Annotated in this window: 17 protein-coding genes; 12 read left to right on the forward strand and 5 right to left on the reverse strand. The window is 64.0% G+C overall.

Going from position 1 to position 14,193, the window contains the following annotated elements; genetic code table 11:
• Nucleotides 1-24 precede the first annotated feature (24 nt).
• From QAZ47_RS24995 to QAZ47_RS25035, 9 genes are all read left to right on the forward strand, one after another.
• Nucleotides 25-273 carry a hypothetical protein gene (locus QAZ47_RS24995; RefSeq protein ID WP_278231129.1) on the forward strand — a complete coding sequence of 83 codons (249 nt, stop codon included), beginning with the start codon at nucleotides 25-27 and terminating at the stop codon, nucleotides 271-273.
• A gap of 90 nt (nucleotides 274-363) precedes the next feature.
• Nucleotides 364-531: a hypothetical protein gene (locus QAZ47_RS25000; protein WP_278231130.1), complete on the forward strand. Its 168-nt coding sequence runs from the start codon at nucleotides 364-366 to the stop codon at nucleotides 529-531.
• Nucleotides 532-791: 260 nt separating this feature from the next.
• Entirely contained in the window at nucleotides 792-1,094 is a 303-nt protein-coding gene (locus tag QAZ47_RS25005; RefSeq protein ID WP_278231131.1) for a DUF982 domain-containing protein, read from the forward strand.
• A gap of 28 nt (nucleotides 1,095-1,122) precedes the next feature.
• The gene (locus QAZ47_RS25010) at nucleotides 1,123-1,407 is read left to right on the forward strand and encodes a DUF982 domain-containing protein (protein ID WP_278231132.1); all 285 of its coding nucleotides are present in this window, start codon (nucleotides 1,123-1,125) and stop codon (nucleotides 1,405-1,407) included.
• A 340-nt stretch (nucleotides 1,408-1,747) separates the two neighbouring features.
• Nucleotides 1,748-2,746: a L,D-transpeptidase gene (locus tag QAZ47_RS25015; protein ID WP_278231133.1), complete on the forward strand. Its 999-nt coding sequence runs from the start codon at nucleotides 1,748-1,750 to the stop codon at nucleotides 2,744-2,746.
• 147 nt (nucleotides 2,747-2,893) lie between these two features.
• Nucleotides 2,894-5,332, forward strand: coding sequence for an FAD-dependent oxidoreductase (locus tag QAZ47_RS25020; RefSeq protein WP_278231134.1), 2,439 nt, complete (start codon nucleotides 2,894-2,896; stop codon nucleotides 5,330-5,332).
• A complete protein-coding gene (locus QAZ47_RS25025) occupies nucleotides 5,332-6,441 on the forward strand; it encodes a mandelate racemase/muconate lactonizing enzyme family protein (RefSeq protein ID WP_278231135.1) in 1,110 nt (369 codons plus the stop codon). The genes QAZ47_RS25020 and QAZ47_RS25025 overlap by 1 nt, the downstream gene beginning before the upstream one ends.
• Before the next feature lie 108 nt (nucleotides 6,442-6,549).
• Nucleotides 6,550-6,873 (forward strand): DUF2934 domain-containing protein, encoded by a 324-nt coding sequence (locus QAZ47_RS25030; protein WP_278203431.1) that lies wholly within the window; start codon nucleotides 6,550-6,552, stop codon nucleotides 6,871-6,873.
• Nucleotides 6,874-7,019: 146 nt separating this feature from the next.
• Nucleotides 7,020-7,958: a S1/P1 nuclease gene (locus QAZ47_RS25035; protein ID WP_278231136.1), complete on the forward strand. Its 939-nt coding sequence runs from the start codon at nucleotides 7,020-7,022 to the stop codon at nucleotides 7,956-7,958.
• Between the two features lie 86 nt (nucleotides 7,959-8,044).
• Here QAZ47_RS25035 and QAZ47_RS25040 read toward each other — a convergent pair whose 3' ends face one another.
• Nucleotides 8,045-9,010: an AraC family transcriptional regulator gene (locus tag QAZ47_RS25040; RefSeq protein WP_278231137.1), complete on the reverse strand. Its 966-nt coding sequence runs from the start codon at nucleotides 9,008-9,010 to the stop codon at nucleotides 8,045-8,047.
• A gap of 402 nt (nucleotides 9,011-9,412) precedes the next feature.
• Here QAZ47_RS25040 and QAZ47_RS25045 point away from each other — a divergent pair, with 402 nt between their 5' ends.
• Nucleotides 9,413-10,138, forward strand: a complete 726-nt coding sequence (locus QAZ47_RS25045) for an outer membrane beta-barrel protein (RefSeq protein WP_278231138.1) — start codon at nucleotides 9,413-9,415, stop codon at nucleotides 10,136-10,138.
• 127 nt (nucleotides 10,139-10,265) lie between these two features.
• On the opposite strand, the gene QAZ47_RS25050 is transcribed toward QAZ47_RS25045, so the two are convergent.
• Nucleotides 10,266-11,459 carry an MFS transporter gene (locus tag QAZ47_RS25050; protein WP_278231139.1) on the reverse strand — a complete coding sequence of 398 codons (1,194 nt, stop codon included), beginning with the start codon at nucleotides 11,457-11,459 and terminating at the stop codon, nucleotides 10,266-10,268.
• Nucleotides 11,460-11,505: 46 nt separating this feature from the next.
• Here QAZ47_RS25050 and QAZ47_RS25055 point away from each other — a divergent pair, with 46 nt between their 5' ends.
• Nucleotides 11,506-12,024 (forward strand): GNAT family N-acetyltransferase, encoded by a 519-nt coding sequence (locus tag QAZ47_RS25055; RefSeq protein WP_278231140.1) that lies wholly within the window; start codon nucleotides 11,506-11,508, stop codon nucleotides 12,022-12,024.
• Nucleotides 12,025-12,064: 40 nt separating this feature from the next.
• On the opposite strand, the gene arsC is transcribed toward QAZ47_RS25055, so the two are convergent.
• From arsC to QAZ47_RS25070, 3 genes are read right to left on the reverse strand one after another with little or no spacing between them, the layout of a single operon-like run.
• On the reverse strand, nucleotides 12,065-12,475 hold the full coding sequence (gene arsC, locus QAZ47_RS25060; protein WP_278231141.1) for an arsenate reductase (glutaredoxin): 411 nt from the start codon (nucleotides 12,473-12,475) through the stop codon (nucleotides 12,065-12,067).
• Nucleotides 12,472-13,170: an MIP/aquaporin family protein gene (locus tag QAZ47_RS25065; protein ID WP_278231142.1), complete on the reverse strand. Its 699-nt coding sequence runs from the start codon at nucleotides 13,168-13,170 to the stop codon at nucleotides 12,472-12,474. Before QAZ47_RS25065 ends, arsC begins: the two co-directional genes overlap by 4 nt.
• On the reverse strand, nucleotides 13,167-13,517 hold the full coding sequence (locus QAZ47_RS25070) for a metalloregulator ArsR/SmtB family transcription factor (RefSeq protein ID WP_278203437.1): 351 nt from the start codon (nucleotides 13,515-13,517) through the stop codon (nucleotides 13,167-13,169). The genes QAZ47_RS25065 and QAZ47_RS25070 overlap by 4 nt, the downstream gene beginning before the upstream one ends.
• Before the next feature lie 42 nt (nucleotides 13,518-13,559).
• Here QAZ47_RS25070 and QAZ47_RS25075 point away from each other — a divergent pair, with 42 nt between their 5' ends.
• Nucleotides 13,560-14,087: a DUF6428 family protein gene (locus tag QAZ47_RS25075; RefSeq protein WP_278231143.1), complete on the forward strand. Its 528-nt coding sequence runs from the start codon at nucleotides 13,560-13,562 to the stop codon at nucleotides 14,085-14,087.
• Nucleotides 14,088-14,193 lie beyond the last annotated feature (106 nt).

A 14,193-nucleotide genomic window follows, 5' to 3' on the forward strand; every position in this document is an offset into this window, starting at 1 on the left:
TTGCGCAGGTATGCCGATTGGGCGATGCTGCGCATTATGGTCGGCATGGTCGGCGAGTACCTGAACCACAAATTGGAATGCCCGTTCTGCGGGGTCATCCGTTTGCAGATTCCAGCCGATGCCCAGCCTACAACTCCAATCCGTTGCGCCGAGTGCGGCAAATATCTGGGCACATGGGACGAGCTTCAGACCGATTTCGAGAGCCAGGGCGGCACGGATGGAGTGTTCCGTTTGGATAAGGGACGTATCCGGAAGCTCAATTCCAGTCGATGAGGCCTCCGTCGGGCGAGGTTGTTGTCCAGGCCGGTGGATTTGTCGGAACAAATCCCCTGGTTGAACGTTGCGCGCCAACAGGGGACTCCCATGGCGCTCAAATCTGAAAACCAGTTACAGGAAACCATTGTTCAACGGCTTGTCCGGGAGATCGGCATTACCGAGGCGCAGGCTTTGGAGCTCATTTCTTTCCTGGGGTTGAACTGGGGTTCGCTCGTTCGCGAAGCGAAGGCGCTCTCGAGCAAGTCGCCGTCCTAAAGCGCGTCGCGATCTTTCAGATTCGCTCCGTGCGCTTTAGGTTTTTGATTTTACGCATGTCTTTGTCCCGAAACCGGTTCCCACTTTCGGGAGACATGCTTTAGGTGGAGCTTCTCGGTCCAACTTCGCTATCGATCTCGACCTACCGCGCCCCGATCTTGACGGCCCAAGACCACAAACCCATATCGCAGACGGGCGCGGACCGCTGTCGGTCCCGGCCTATCCCAAACTCAAATTGTTCGTTCGACTTGGAGGATCCTATGAACGATCGGATGTTTGACAGCCCGGTTTTCGTGAAGAACGGGAACAACCTCATCCAGGAAATCGCATGCCTCGAGGACGCCCTGGAATTTCTCTACGAATGGCCCAGGAACAGACGCGGCACCATCTATGAGACCACCCTGCGTGCCTGCCAGCGAGCATTCGACAGCAGCTTTCCGCTGACGGCCGCCAGAGATGCGTTTTGCGGTTTCGCAAAGTCGGTCAAAATCCACGAGGACGTGAGCGTCACCTTGCCTTGGATGGCCGGCAGGGGCAATCGCGGCGGCGGAGTGGTCGCGTAGAATCGTCGCGGAACGAGGCGGTTTCGCAATGCTCGCCGAACCATTCGAAAAGCCCATCCGCATCTGGGTCGGACTGGGATTCCCGCGTCAATTGAACACCGTCGCGGACGCCTATCAATTTGTCATCGACTGGTGTGGCAACAGCCCCGAGCAGAAGGCGGCGATCCGCGCTTGCAAGGCCGCGCTGGCCGGAGACATCGATGCAGAAACGGCCAGAGGTGTCTTCGCTGCCTTTGCCCGCAGGAAGGACATCCTTATCGAGGATGGAGCAATTCCTCCCGCGACAGGAAAAGTCCAGTCGAAGCATCCTTGATGTGACTGAGGCGGCGACCGGCGCCGCCTCGTCCAGCTGGCGGGTTGGCCGACTGGCTCTGCAGGTCCTGGGTCACGAACGGGCAACCGACGGCATGGGCGGGGGGCGTTGGGGAGCCGTCGGTCACCAGGGACAGGGGGCCATGGAATCAGAAAATGCATAGGCCCTTATATAAGCATGACATCAATTTGCGTTCTTGGGAACTGCTTCCAGCTTAAAATTCAACCGCATATGGCCAAGAGTGCACGTTCGCGATGATCTTCGCGCGAGCCGACAGGAACCAGATCGGCCGTCCCGCGTCATAGAGACAGGTACTTGGCGCGGTCCCGGAGTGACGTCGATGGTCAGGCTCCTTCCAGTCGTCGCGGTAGCGCTTGCCCTTGCATGCGGCGCGGCGCTGGCGGCCAGGCTGGACCTCGAGGCGGTCAATCAAGCGCAATTCAGCGACAGCGAGCCGAAAGACGTCGACCCCATGCTGGTCAAGGCGCAGGTCCTTCTCGATCGCGCCCGCTTCTCGCCCGGCCTGATCGACGGCCGGCTTTCCGACAATTTCGCCAAGGCCGTCGCGGCGTTCCAGGCGGCGAACGGACTGCCTTCCGACGGCAAGCTGACGCGAGAAACCTGGGACCAGCTTGCGGCGACCTCCGCCGAGCCCGTGCTGGTGACCTATGAGGTCACGGCCAAGGATGTGCGCGGGCCTTTCACCAGGCGCATCCCCGCCCGCATGGAGAGGATGGCGCATCTCAGGCGGCTCGGCTACCGCAACGCGCGCGAGAGGCTGGCGGAGCGTTTCCACGTCAGCGAACAGGTGCTGCGGACACTCAATCCCAAAACCGACTTCAGGAAGGCCGACACGAGCCTGGTGGTGCCCGATGTCGGCCGCGCCCCTCCCCCTGCGGCCATCGCGAGCGTCGAGGTCGACAAGGCGTCCCGCCAGGTGCGCGCGCTCGATCCGTCCGGCAAACCGATTGCGGTCTACCCCGCCTCGATCGGCAGCGAGGAGAAGCCGGCGCCGAGCGGCGCCGCGGAAGTCAAGCGCGTGGTGCACAATCCGACCTATCGCTACGATCCGAAATTCGCCTTCAAGGGCGTCAGGAGCAAGCGGCCCTTCACCCTCGCCAAGGGGCCGAACAATCCGGTCGGATCGGTCTGGATCGACCTCTCCATCGAAAGCTACGGCATCCACGGCTCGCCCGATCCCGGCAAGATCGGCACGACCTACTCGCATGGCTGCATCCGGCTGACCAACTGGGACGCCGAGGACCTCGCCGCCATGGTGAAGCCGGGCACGAAGGTCGAGTTCAAGGACGAGACGGCGCAGGACGGGCAAGCGCAGTGACCGCGGACAATTTGCCGACCCGCCCAGGCGGACCGCTGCATAAGCCAAATTTATCACAATCCCTAGTTTTTCAGAACGTTACACGGCCTTCAGCCGCCTGTAGCTTCGGCGGCGCGCTTTTGAAAACGGTCCGGAATTGGTGGTTCGATGCAAGCTCATGCGAGAGCGGTGATTGTCGGCGGAGGCTGCGTCGGGGCAGGCATCCTCTATGGCTTGGCAAAGCGCGGCTGGACCGACGTGGCGCTGCTCGAGCGCACCCAACTGACCGCAGGCTCGACCTGGCACGCCGCGGGCCTGATCCCCTCCTATGCCCGCAACATCAATATCGGGCGGATGATCAAGAAAACCATCGAGATCTACGAAGGGCTGGAGGCCGAGACCGGACAGCCGGTCGGCTGGCACAAATGCGGCCAGTTGCGCATCGCCAATTCCAGGGACCGGCTCGACGAATTCAAGAGCTATATGAGCGTCGCCGACGTCCAGGGCATGCGTGCGCGATTGCTGACGCCGGCCGAGGCCAGGGAGCTCTGCCCGCTGCTTCACAACGACCACATGCTCGGCGCGCTTTATCATCCCGATGACGGCCATATCGCGCCGGCCGACGTGACCATTGCCATGGCCAAGGGCGCGCGAGACCTGGGTGCCAAGGTCTACTTGAATACCGAGGTGACCGGCTTCAGGCGGGCGCCTAGCGGCGAGTGGCTGGTTGAGACGAATAAGGGCGACATCACCTGCGAGCACGTCATCTCAGCCACCGGCAATTACGCGCGCCAGACCGGCGCGCTGCTCGGCCTCGAAATCCCGGCGATCCCGATCCTGCATCAGTACTGGATCACCGAGGCGGTCCCGGAGATCGTGGAGCGGAAAAGGCAGGGACGGCCGGAGATGCCGATCCTGCGCGACGAAGGTTTCGAGGGCTATCTGCGCGAAGAAGGCGACGGGCTGATGTTCGGTCCTTACGAGCGCACCGCGAACCTCAAGCTGTTTGCCGAGAACGGCGTCCCCGCCTGGTTCGGCGCCGATCTGGTCGAAGAAGATTTCGAGGCGGTGTCGTGGAACTGGGAGCAGGCGCTGCAGCTGGTGCCGGCGCTGGGACGCGTGGGCATCAAGGCCAATGTGCGCGGCCCCTTCCAGATGACGGCGGACGAGCTGCCGCTGATGGGACCGGCCTGGGGCCTGCCCAATGTATGGCTGGCCGAGGGCGTGCCGGGCGGCATCCTGTGGGGCGGCGCGATCGGCTACTATCTGTCGGAGCGGATCGTCGAGGGCGGCAACAGCCTCGACACGTCCGATCTCGACCCGCGCCGCTTCGGCGACTACGCCAACAAGGCCTGGACGCGCGAGAAGGTCCGCGAGGCCTGGGGAACGCATGCCGAGCAGAAATATCCGGGGCAGGACATGCCCGCGGCCCGCCCGCAGAAGACCGCGCCGTCCTATGACCGGCTGACCGAGCTCGGCGCCGTTTGGGGCGTGCTCAACGGCTGGGAAATGCCCAACTGGTTCGCGCGCGACGGCGTCGAGGCCAAGGACCAGTATAGCTGGCGCTGGACGCCGAAGGGGAACCTCGTCGCCGAGGAAGTGCTGGCGGTGCGCAACGCCGTCGGCCTGGTCGAGATGACGCCGATGACCAAGTTCGAGGTGTCTGGGCCGAACGCCGCCGCCTGGCTGGACAGGATCCTGGCCAACCGGCTGCCCGCGGTCGGCAAGGTGACCTTGGCGCACCACCTCACCGCCGGCGGCGGCGTGCAGGCGGAATACATGGTTGCGCGCCTCGGCGAAGAGAGCTTCTACCTGATCTCGACGCCGCGCGCGGAACGCTGGAATTTCGACGATCTCTCAAGGCTGTTGCCCGCCGACGGCAGAGTATCCTTGAGGAACGTCACCAACGATCGCGGCTGCTTCACCGTGGTCGGACCGAACGCGCGGGAGGTGCTGCAACCCCTCACCGAGGTCGATCTTTCGAATGCTCAATTCCCATGGTTCGGCGTCAGGACCGGCAGCGTCGCCCTGGCCAGCGACGTGCGGCTGCTGCGCGTCAACTACGAAGGCGAGCTAGGATGGGAACTCTACCATCCGCTGCCCTACCAGCGGCAATTGCTGGATGCGATCCTGAAGGATGGCGAGAAGCACGGCATGCGCCTCGTCGGGCTGCATGCGCTGGAGTCGCTCAGGCTGGAGAAATCCTACCGTGCGATGTACCGCGACATGAACCCGGAGCTCAATGCGCTGGAGAGCGGGCTCGAGCGTTTCATCCGCCTGGACAAGGGCGATTTCGTCGGGCGCGAGGCGGTGCTGAAATACAAGGCGAGGAAGGACCAGCGCCGGTCGGTGACGCTCAAGATCGAAACCGACGGCGCCAGCGCGCTCGCCTCCGAAGGACTCTATGTCAACGGCGAGCTGGTCGGGCGCATCACGTCGGGCGGATACGGCTATACGCTCGGGCATGACGTGGCGCTGGCCCTCTTGCCGGAGCGTTTTTCCAAACCCGGCACGAAGCTCGACGTCGCGATCCTGGGAGAATGGAAGAGCGCTGAGGTGATCGCGGATTCGCCTTACGATCCGACGTCGGCCAGGGCGCGGATGTGATGCGCATCGACCGGATCAACGTCTACTCGGCGCGGCTGCCGGTGAAGGGCGGCGCCTACCGGATGGCCAGCGCCGACGTCGAGGCGCTGGACTCGACGCTGGTCGAGATCGTGACGGATGACGGGCTGGTCGGCTGGGGCGAGACCTGCCCGATCGGCCCGGTCTACCAGCCGCACCATGCGCTGGGCGCCCGCGCGGCGATTGCCGAAATCGCTCCAGGGCTGGTCGGTGCGGAGATCGCCTCGATCAGGCTGCTGGCCCAACAGATGGACGAGCGGCTCAACGGGCACGGCTATGCCAAGGCCGCCTTCGACATGGCTTTTCTCGACCTGCTTGGCCAGAAGCTCGGCGTGCCGGTCTCGACGCTGCTCGGCGGCGCGCTCACCGACCGCGTACCGGCCTACTATTCGCTGATCGTCGGCCCGCCGGATGAGACGGCCAGGATAGCGGCCGACAAGGTGAAAGCCGGCTATCCGCGCCTGCAGGTCAAGATCGGCGGGCGCGACCTGGAAGAGGACGTCGCCGTCGTGCACAAGGTCTGGGAAGCGGTCGGCCACAAGGCGCGGCTGGCGGTCGACGGCAACCGGGGCCTGACGGTCGCGGCCGCCATCCATCTCGACCGGCTCTGCCAGGCGATCCCCTTCGTGTTCGAGCAGCCCTGCAACACCATGGACGAGGTCGCGACGCTCAAGGGTCGCGTCACGCATCCGGTCTATCTCGACGAAAGCACCGAGGACCAGAACGCGGTGCTGCGAGCAATCTCGCTCGGCATCGCCGACGGCTTCGGCTTCAAGGTGACGCGCCTCGGCGGGCTGACCAAGACGACGACGGTGCGCGACCTTTGCGCCATCCGCTCGCTGCCGCACAGCTGCGACGATGCCTGGGGCGGCGACATCATCGCGGCCGCCTGCGTGCATCTTGCCGCGACCGTCGAGCCGCGGCGCATGGAAGGCGCCTGGATCGCCCAGGAATATATCGACGGACACTTCGACACGAAGAATCCGGTCGTCATCCGCAACGGGCACATCGCCGTACCGCAACGGCCGGGGCTGGGCGTGAAACCGGAACCCGGCATGTTCGGCAATCCGGTGGCGAGATACGGGTCCTGACCGATATGCCGGCCAACCCGGTCCAACCCGTGCCGCCGATCACTTCTCGAACAGCGCGGATCGTTCCGCCTCGCCCTGCGTTGAAGACGACGCACGGAGGAAAAGGCGATGAACGACGATCGGACCGAGAAGATCAGGCAGCGTGCCTATGAGATCTGGCAGCGCGAAGGCGGCATCCATGGCGACCACGAGCGCCACTGGCACCAGGCCGAGATGGAGATCGACCGCGAGGCCGCCCTGCCGCTCACGGCGGACGATGCGCTGCCTGAAACGCGCGAGGTCGACAGCTCGGATGTGCTGACGGTGGAGTCGCTTGCGATGCGTACCGGAATCAGCAGCGGAGAGGCGCAGGAATTGCTCGACAGGCTGGGCAACGACCGCGCCGCGATCGAACAGGCGGCGCGAGCGATCCAGGCTCGGAAAGGGCTATAAAGCCCGTCGCGATCTTTCGGATCCGCTGCATACGCTTGATCTCGCGCATGTCTTCGCAAGAGAGCGTCGTTTGGAAAACCGCTTGTTTGTGACACGCTCCTCGATTGTACTTTCCAGAACGGAACCTTGTTTGAGGAGGCAAGGCGATGAACTGGAAAGCGGCGGCAGTTTCCTGTCTGGCTAGCTTGACGATGTACGGCCACGCGCTGGCCTGGGGCCAGGAAGGCCATGCGGTGATCGCCGAGATCGCGCAGCACAGGCTGAGCCAAGGCGCCTATGACGTGATCGAGCAGCTCTTGCGTTCGCATCTCAAGCTCGAGCCGCCGGCGACGGTCTCGCTGGCCTCGGTCGCGAGCTGGCCCGACGACTATCGCGCCGAGAACCACAAGGAGACGTCGAACTGGCATTTCGTCGACATCCCGCTGGCGTCGAAGCCGGGCGACGCGAGCGCCAGCACCACCGCCTATGACCCGGCGCGCGACTGCAAGGACGACGCGACCTTCGGCTTCTGCCTGATGAAGGCACTGCCGGCGCAGGAAAAAATCCTCGCCGATCCGAAGAAGAGCGACGAGGAGCGCTGGAAGGCGCTCGCCTTCGTCATCCATCTGGTCGGCGACCTGTCGCAGCCGCTGCATTGCGTCGAGCGCCTGGACGGCAACCAGGGCGATCAGGGCGGCAACACGCTGACCGTGACCTTCAACGTCTCGCGGCCGAAGCCGGACGGCTCCACCTATCGCGACCTAACCACCTTCCACGCGGTGTGGGATTCGAGCCTGATCCTGTTCAAATACTATGACTGGGGCAAGGTCGCGCTCGACCTCGAGACCGATGTCATCCCAAATCTCGCGCCATTGCCGGCAGCCGACCAGACGCCGGAGAAATGGCTGGCCGCGTGCCATGGAATTGCCGAGGACGCCTATCGCGCGCTGCCCAAGGGCACGTCGATCAAGTCGGACAACCCGCATGCGGTGATCCTCGACCAGGCCTATTTCGACAAATTCTCGCCGGTCGCCATCCGGCAGCTCGCGCTCGGCGGTCTGCATCTGGCTGCCGTGCTCAATGAGACGCTGGCGGTGGACAAGTAGGCAACTGCGCGCACGGATCCTGGCGGTAGGCAAATACGCCGATGCTCGGCATCGGACGAAGAATGCGGCAACGAACCGCCATGTCTTCAGCCGCTGCCGGCCTTCTCGGTCAAGGCACGCACTTCCGTAGGCGTCACGCCGTAGCGCAGCCGGAACTGCCGATAGAAGGTGGACGGCTCGTTGAAGCCGACCTCAAAGGCGATGTCGGCGATGCGCCGCAGCAGCTGTCGGCGATCGGTGAGGCAGCTATGGACATAGGCGAGCCGCTCCCCGTTGACATAGTCGGAAAAGCTTGTGCCTTCCCCGGCAAAGAGCTGGCGGACATAGCGCTCGCTGATGCCGAACTTGCGCGATACCTGCCCGGCGCCGAGCCCGGGATCGGTGAGATTTCGGGCAATGTGCTGCTTGATGGCCGCAAGCCTCGCCGCGCGGACGCCGGGTGGATGCGCATGGACCTCCATGCCACCGAAGGAAACGGCAAGAAGATCAGTGATATGGCGGGAAGCAAGAGCCGCGAGCGTCTCGGGCTCCTCCATGTGCAGCAGTGACCAGAGGTAATCGAACAGCAGCCGGTGGGCCGGGAGCGTGCGGCCGAGACTGTCGGGACGCACATCGTCGAGGTTCTTCACCAGCGGGGCCAGCAGCGAGCGCTTGAACTGGAGCGCCATGGTCCATTGCGAATCCTCGCTGACGACCGAGTAGCGGCGGTCCAACGGGAAGATGGCGGCGGTGCCGGGATCGGTGCTGAAGTCGCCGCGCCCAGGCATGGTGAAGCGGTAGCCGCCCTTGTTCCAGGATAGGATGATATCGTCGTTGCCGTCGGCCATCAGGGCGCTGTTGCGCTCCCAGACCATGGGAGAGACCGTGCCCTTGGTGAGATTCATCTCAGGCAGGATCAGGGTGCGGGCAGAGAATTTGAGAGGCGTGTCGGCGCGCGGCGTGATGTCCAACCGCATCTGGATGCGGCCGTAGAAATCGCGGATGAACTCGTCCCGGTGATCTTCGGGGATGTCGTCCGCCGAGAATGTGGCCACTAGATCAGCGCTCGGCATCGTGCTCCCTGTCGAAGAACGCCTGGAGTCGGCCGGCGCCTGCCTGCAATTGGCATTTGCCTGTCCGCTGGCGCTTGAGAAACCTCATTTCCGCCTTGGTTCGATCCCGTTCCAAAATGGTGTCTCAGCTTTCTGAAAATGAGTTAGGTGTGACAAATTTGCAAGACTGAAATTCTGGAACAACAACTGTTCCGTTATTGCAATTTTGACTTCCGTATTCGCCACACGCACCCGGATTTTCTCTGCTAGCGGTGCGTCGAAGGGGCGGTACTCGATTTTCATGTCCGCAATGAGCGGACATGTCTTCGCAAATTGACTGACGTCCCGGAGGCCCGCTCACGCATGAGCGGGAAGAAATGCGGACGGAATTTTGAACTGGCAATCCAACGAGGAAAGTATCCGATGAAGATCATACCTGTGTCCATGGCCGCCATGGCGATCGCTCTTGCCGCCGGCAGGGCTTTCGCGGCCGATGCGATCGCCCTCGAGGCGGCCCCAGTGCCACCGGCGGAGGAAAGTTTCGACTGGACGGGACCCTATTTCGGCGGCTTCGGCTCGTTTGCCGTGGGTGACATGAAACTTGCTTCGCGGCAGATCTTTGCCGACGGGAACCCGCCGCCGATCAACGGCGCGTTCGAGATTTCCGCGAGCGGCTTCCTCGGCGGCGTCCAGGCCGGCTACGACTGGCAGTTTGCCGACCGATGGGTGGTCGGTGCGGTGGCAGACATCGCCGCATCCAGCTACGGCGCTTCGGTGACGGCCTCGGTGGACGGTACCGAGATCTTCAATGGCGAAGTGGACGTCAAGTATCTCGGCACCGTGCGCGCACGGCTGGGGCACGCCTGGGACCGCACGCTCATCTACGGCCATGGCGGCCTTGCCTTCGGCAAGACGGAGCAGACGCTGACCGTTGGCGGCACGACCGTCTTCAACGAGGAGCAGACGCGCGCCGGCTGGACGATCGGCGCAGGCCTCGAACACGCCATCACCGATCGCGTTTCCTTCGGCACCGAGTACGCCTATGTGGACCTTGGCTCGAAGCAGATACTCGACAATGGCGAGGGGCTGACGATCAAGGACGACGTGGCTTTCCACACGCTGAAGGCCTTCGTGAATTTCCGTTTCTAGTGGAATGATTTGACGAGGCGCTAGCGCCGTTCCAGGAAAAGCGCGCGACGGGTCTCCGTCCGGAAATGCGTAAGAACAAATGCTCGGAGCGGGTCGGCTAAACCGTCGAACTGGACCGCTCCGAGGGTCACCGACGCACGGCCGCAACCAGGCAGATACAGAGCCCCACATTGAGCGTTGCGGCCAACGCGAGCGTCATCAGAACGAGATTCCCGCCGCCCGCGCCCAAGAGGAGCGCCCCGACCGAGGGCGCCGCCGCCTGGACGATAAGGCTGGGCGTTGACAGCCTGCCCATGAGCGCTGCGTATTGCTGCGGGTCGAACAGCACCAGCGGCAGGGCACCGCGAGCGATCGTATGGATGCCATTGCCGGCGCCATAGAGGATCAACGCCAGCGCAATGAAGGCTTGGCTGGTAAAGAGCAACCAGACCCCGGCGGCCAGCAGCGATACCGATGTCAGCATCGTCCAGATCGGATGGTGCCGGTTGCGGCCGATCAGCATTTCGGCCACGCGCGCGCCGACCTGCGAAGGGCCGACCAGGGCGCCCAGCCCGACCGCGACAGCCAGGCTGACGCCGCGCAGCTGCAGAAGGGTGAGAAGGTGGACGGAGAGCATCGACGCGATCAGCGCCGATACCGTCTGGATCGAGGCAAGGAGGATGAAGCGTATCCTCGCCCGGCCCGCGGCATGCGCCTGTCCGCGTTCGCTCCTTGCCGGCGCGGGCGCCGCGCCCGGAGGCGGCGGTATCACCCGGAGGTGAAGCGGCAGGCAGATCAACAGGTGGATCGCCGCGTAGCAAAGACAGGCGATGCGCCAACCTTCATGCTCGACGAGGAAGGCGCTGAGCGGCCAGCAAACCGTGCTGGCGAAGCCGCCGAAAAGCGTCAGGTTGGTGATCGCGCCGCGCGCCCCTTGTCCATAGAGGCGGCCGAGTGTGGCGAAGCCGGCATCGTAAAGGCCGCTCGACATGCCTAATCCCATAAGCAGCCAGGCAAGCAGGTAGAGCGGATAGGCGTTGGCCGCCGCCATCAGCAGGTGAGCGGCGGCCAAAAGCATCGAACTCGCGGCGAGCACCGGCCGGCCGCCATGGCGCTGGATCAGCCGCCCGGTGACGGGCGACACCAGCCCGGCAAGCAAGAGCCCGCAAGAGAGTCCGGCAACGACCGAGGCCAGCGACCAGCCGGTATCGGCGGCGATCGGCGCGGCGAGCACGGCGGGCAGATAGTAGGACGATCCCCAGGCGAGGATCTGCGTGATGCCGAGCGCCGAGACGAGGACGTGGCGGCTGCGGGCGGCCGGCGCTGCGACTTCCGCCTTCACGAAACGCTCAAAGCCCATTATCTGTCATGCCTAAAAGGGGCAGCGTATGCGCATCGCGGTGATCGACGAGACCGAGGCAACGGCTCAACTCGGCGCTCTTGCCGAGATCTTGATGCAGACCATCGAGGACGGCGCGCTGGTCGGCTTCGTACTGCCGTTCGGCGCCGAGCAGGCGCAGGCTTATTGGCGGGGCCTCTTCGGCTCCCTGGCGGACGGAGACCGCCTGCTCATCTGCGCCTATGTCGATGACAAGCTGGTCGGCACCGTCCAGCTCTATTTGTCGCCGGAACCGAACGCCCTGCACCGGGCGGAAGTCTACAAGCTTCTCGTGCACCGGGGCTTCCAGCGGCAAGGGATCGGTTCGGCGCTCATGGCATTCATCGAAGACGAGGCAAGGAAGAGAAAGCGCTCCCTGCTCCTTCTCGACACCGCCGAGGGCGGAGCAAGCGAGCGGCTCTATCGGCGCATGAACTGGCGGGAAGTCGGTGTCGTGCCGCATCACTTCGTCGATCCGTTCGGCAAACCACGAGCCTCGATCTACTTCATGAAGCATCTGCAGCCCTAAGTTTGTTCCATGCACGTCGTCTTCCCAAGGGCGACATGCATTAGGCCGGAGGCATATAGGCGACCTTCTCGCCATCTTCCTTGACGAATTCGCGCACGGGATTGTCGAGCAGCGGAAGCACCGCCTCCGACGGCCGGCAGAGCCTTGTGCCCTTCGGCGTTTCGACTATGGGCCGGTTGATGAGGATCGGATGGGAGAGCATGAATTCGATCAGCTCGTCGTCGCTCCATTTCGGATCGGCGAGGCCAAGTTCCGCATAAGGCGTTCCCTTCTCCCTCAGCAGCTCGCGCGGGGTAATCCCCATCGCCGAGATCAGGTCCAGCAACCGTTCGCGGCTCGGCGGCGTCTTCAGATATTCGATCACCACCGGCTCCTCGCCGCTGGCGCGGATCATGGCGAGCGTGTTGCGCGAGGTGCCGCAGGCGGGATTGTGATAGATCGTGACCGTCATGGTTTGGCTTTCAGTGGTTCGGATTGCTGAACGATTTCAGGCCTCAGCAGCCAGCCCATCAGCGCCGATGCGATCAAGGCGCCGAGCAGCTCGGCAACGATGAAGCCCGGCAGATCGGCCGGCCTGATGCCGGAAAAGGTGTCGGTGAGCGAGCGCGCCAGCGCGACCGCCGGATTGGCGAAAGAAGTGGAGGCGGTGAACCAATAGGCGGCGGTGATGTAGAGGCCGACCAGCCATGGCACGGCGCGTTGTTCGAACCGGAGGCCTGAGAGAATGACCGCGACCAGCCCGAAGGTCGCGACCGCTTCGGAGAACCACTGCGCGGGTCCGGCACGGAGCTTCGTCGCGACTTCCAGAACCGGCAGGGAGAACATGAGATGCGCCGCGACGGTGCCGGCGATGCCGCCGACGACCTGCGCGACCAGATAGGCGGCGAAATCGCGGACCGGCAGCGAACGGTTGAGGCAAAACACCAGCGAGACGGCCGGATTGAAATGCGCGCCGGAGATCGGCCCGAGAATGGTGATCAAGACCACCAGCATGGCGCCGGTGGCGAGCGTGTTGCCGAGCAGCGCCAGCGCCACATCATGCGTCAGCGTCTCGGCCATGATGCCGGAGCCGACCACGGTCGCGACAAGGAGACCGGTGCCCAGCGCTTCGGCGACAACCCGGCGCGGAAGATCGAAGGATATCATTGCCGGGTCCCCTCGCCCGGCAGGCAGCAGGGTGCAGCAAGCGCCGGCGCGCAGATTTCCGGCCGGCCGGAGCAGCAATCCTCCATCAGGAAGCGGATCAGGCCGGACAGCGCATCGTATTCGGCGCTGTAGACGATCGAGCGCGCGTCACGCCGCGCGCTCACCAGGCCGGCGCGCTCCAGCTCCTTGAGATGGAAGCTGACATTGGACGGCGAAACCGCGACCTGTTCGGCGAGCGAGCCGGCGGCGATGCCTTCCGGCCCTGCGACGACCAGCAATCGCAGCAGCTGCAGCCTGGTCTCCTGCGACAGCGCGCCAAAGGCGGTCAGGGCTTGACGTTCATCCATATTTCAATAATCCTTGAAATGTTGAAATGAGGAATAGCCGACATGCTCTCTCCTGACAACCATAAAATAGCACCTGCCCATGCCATGGACCCATCGGATCTCACCATCGGCGATCTGCTCGACGCGCTGGCCGACCACACGGAAAAACCGCTGGTGTTCCGCTATGACGGCCGGCCGGTAAAGTCGGGCTATCACGTGACCGAGGTCAAGGCGGGACAGTTCTCGGCGCTCGATTGCGGCGCCAATCCGGAAGCCTGGTCGGAGATTTTCGTGCAGCTGTGGGACGTCGACGAAGGCGGGCCGGTCCATATGGCGGCCGGCAAGTTCGTTGCCATCATCCGCAAGGTGGCCGACCATGTGGCCCTCGACCCGTCGGCCAAGTTGACCTTCGAAGTCAGCGACGGCATCCGGCCGATGGAACTTCACCGGGCGGCCCAACCGGCATTGGTTGGCGATACCGTCGAGGTCGAGCTGTCACCACGGCCGGCAAGCTGCAAGCCGCGCGACCGCTGGCTGGAAGAACAGAAAGCTGCCGGCGCGTCGTGCTGCGGCGCGAGCGGCTGTTGCTAGCGGCGCATGCCGCGTGCAGCCGGCATGTGCCTGCAAAGCGCCCGCGCCATCCAAAAACCCAGTTGGCGATGCCGATTGTCGGCGAGCAGCCGACATCGGCTGACAC

Origin of the sequence: Mesorhizobium sp. WSM4904, from assembly GCF_029674545.1 — a bacterium.
Lineage (GTDB): Bacteria > Pseudomonadota > Alphaproteobacteria > Rhizobiales > Rhizobiaceae > Mesorhizobium.

Excerpts from the sequence above, each read along its gene's own strand:
- QAZ47_RS24995 (WP_278231129.1), top strand. The coding sequence starts at position 25 with ATGCTGCGCATTATGGTCGGCATGGTCGGCGAGTACCTGAACCACAAA.
- QAZ47_RS25000 (WP_278231130.1), top strand. The coding sequence starts at position 364 with ATGGCGCTCAAATCTGAAAACCAGTTACAGGAAACCATTGTTCAACGG.
- QAZ47_RS25005 (WP_278231131.1), top strand. The coding sequence starts at position 792 with ATGAACGATCGGATGTTTGACAGCCCGGTTTTCGTGAAGAACGGGAAC.
- QAZ47_RS25010 (WP_278231132.1), top strand. The coding sequence starts at position 1,123 with ATGCTCGCCGAACCATTCGAAAAGCCCATCCGCATCTGGGTCGGACTG.
- QAZ47_RS25015 (WP_278231133.1), top strand. The coding sequence starts at position 1,748 with ATGGTCAGGCTCCTTCCAGTCGTCGCGGTAGCGCTTGCCCTTGCATGC.
- QAZ47_RS25020 (WP_278231134.1), top strand. The coding sequence starts at position 2,894 with ATGCAAGCTCATGCGAGAGCGGTGATTGTCGGCGGAGGCTGCGTCGGG.
- QAZ47_RS25025 (WP_278231135.1), top strand. The coding sequence starts at position 5,332 with ATGCGCATCGACCGGATCAACGTCTACTCGGCGCGGCTGCCGGTGAAG.
- QAZ47_RS25030 (WP_278203431.1), top strand. The coding sequence starts at position 6,550 with ATGAACGACGATCGGACCGAGAAGATCAGGCAGCGTGCCTATGAGATC.
- QAZ47_RS25035 (WP_278231136.1), top strand. The coding sequence starts at position 7,020 with ATGAACTGGAAAGCGGCGGCAGTTTCCTGTCTGGCTAGCTTGACGATG.
- QAZ47_RS25040 (WP_278231137.1), bottom strand. The coding sequence starts at position 9,010 with ATGCCGAGCGCTGATCTAGTGGCCACATTCTCGGCGGACGACATCCCC.
- QAZ47_RS25045 (WP_278231138.1), top strand. The coding sequence starts at position 9,413 with ATGAAGATCATACCTGTGTCCATGGCCGCCATGGCGATCGCTCTTGCC.
- QAZ47_RS25055 (WP_278231140.1), top strand. The coding sequence starts at position 11,506 with ATGCGCATCGCGGTGATCGACGAGACCGAGGCAACGGCTCAACTCGGC.
- arsC (WP_278231141.1), bottom strand. The coding sequence starts at position 12,475 with ATGACGGTCACGATCTATCACAATCCCGCCTGCGGCACCTCGCGCAAC.
- QAZ47_RS25065 (WP_278231142.1), bottom strand. The coding sequence starts at position 13,170 with ATGATATCCTTCGATCTTCCGCGCCGGGTTGTCGCCGAAGCGCTGGGC.
- QAZ47_RS25070 (WP_278203437.1), bottom strand. The coding sequence starts at position 13,517 with ATGGATGAACGTCAAGCCCTGACCGCCTTTGGCGCGCTGTCGCAGGAG.
- QAZ47_RS25075 (WP_278231143.1), top strand. The coding sequence starts at position 13,560 with ATGCTCTCTCCTGACAACCATAAAATAGCACCTGCCCATGCCATGGAC.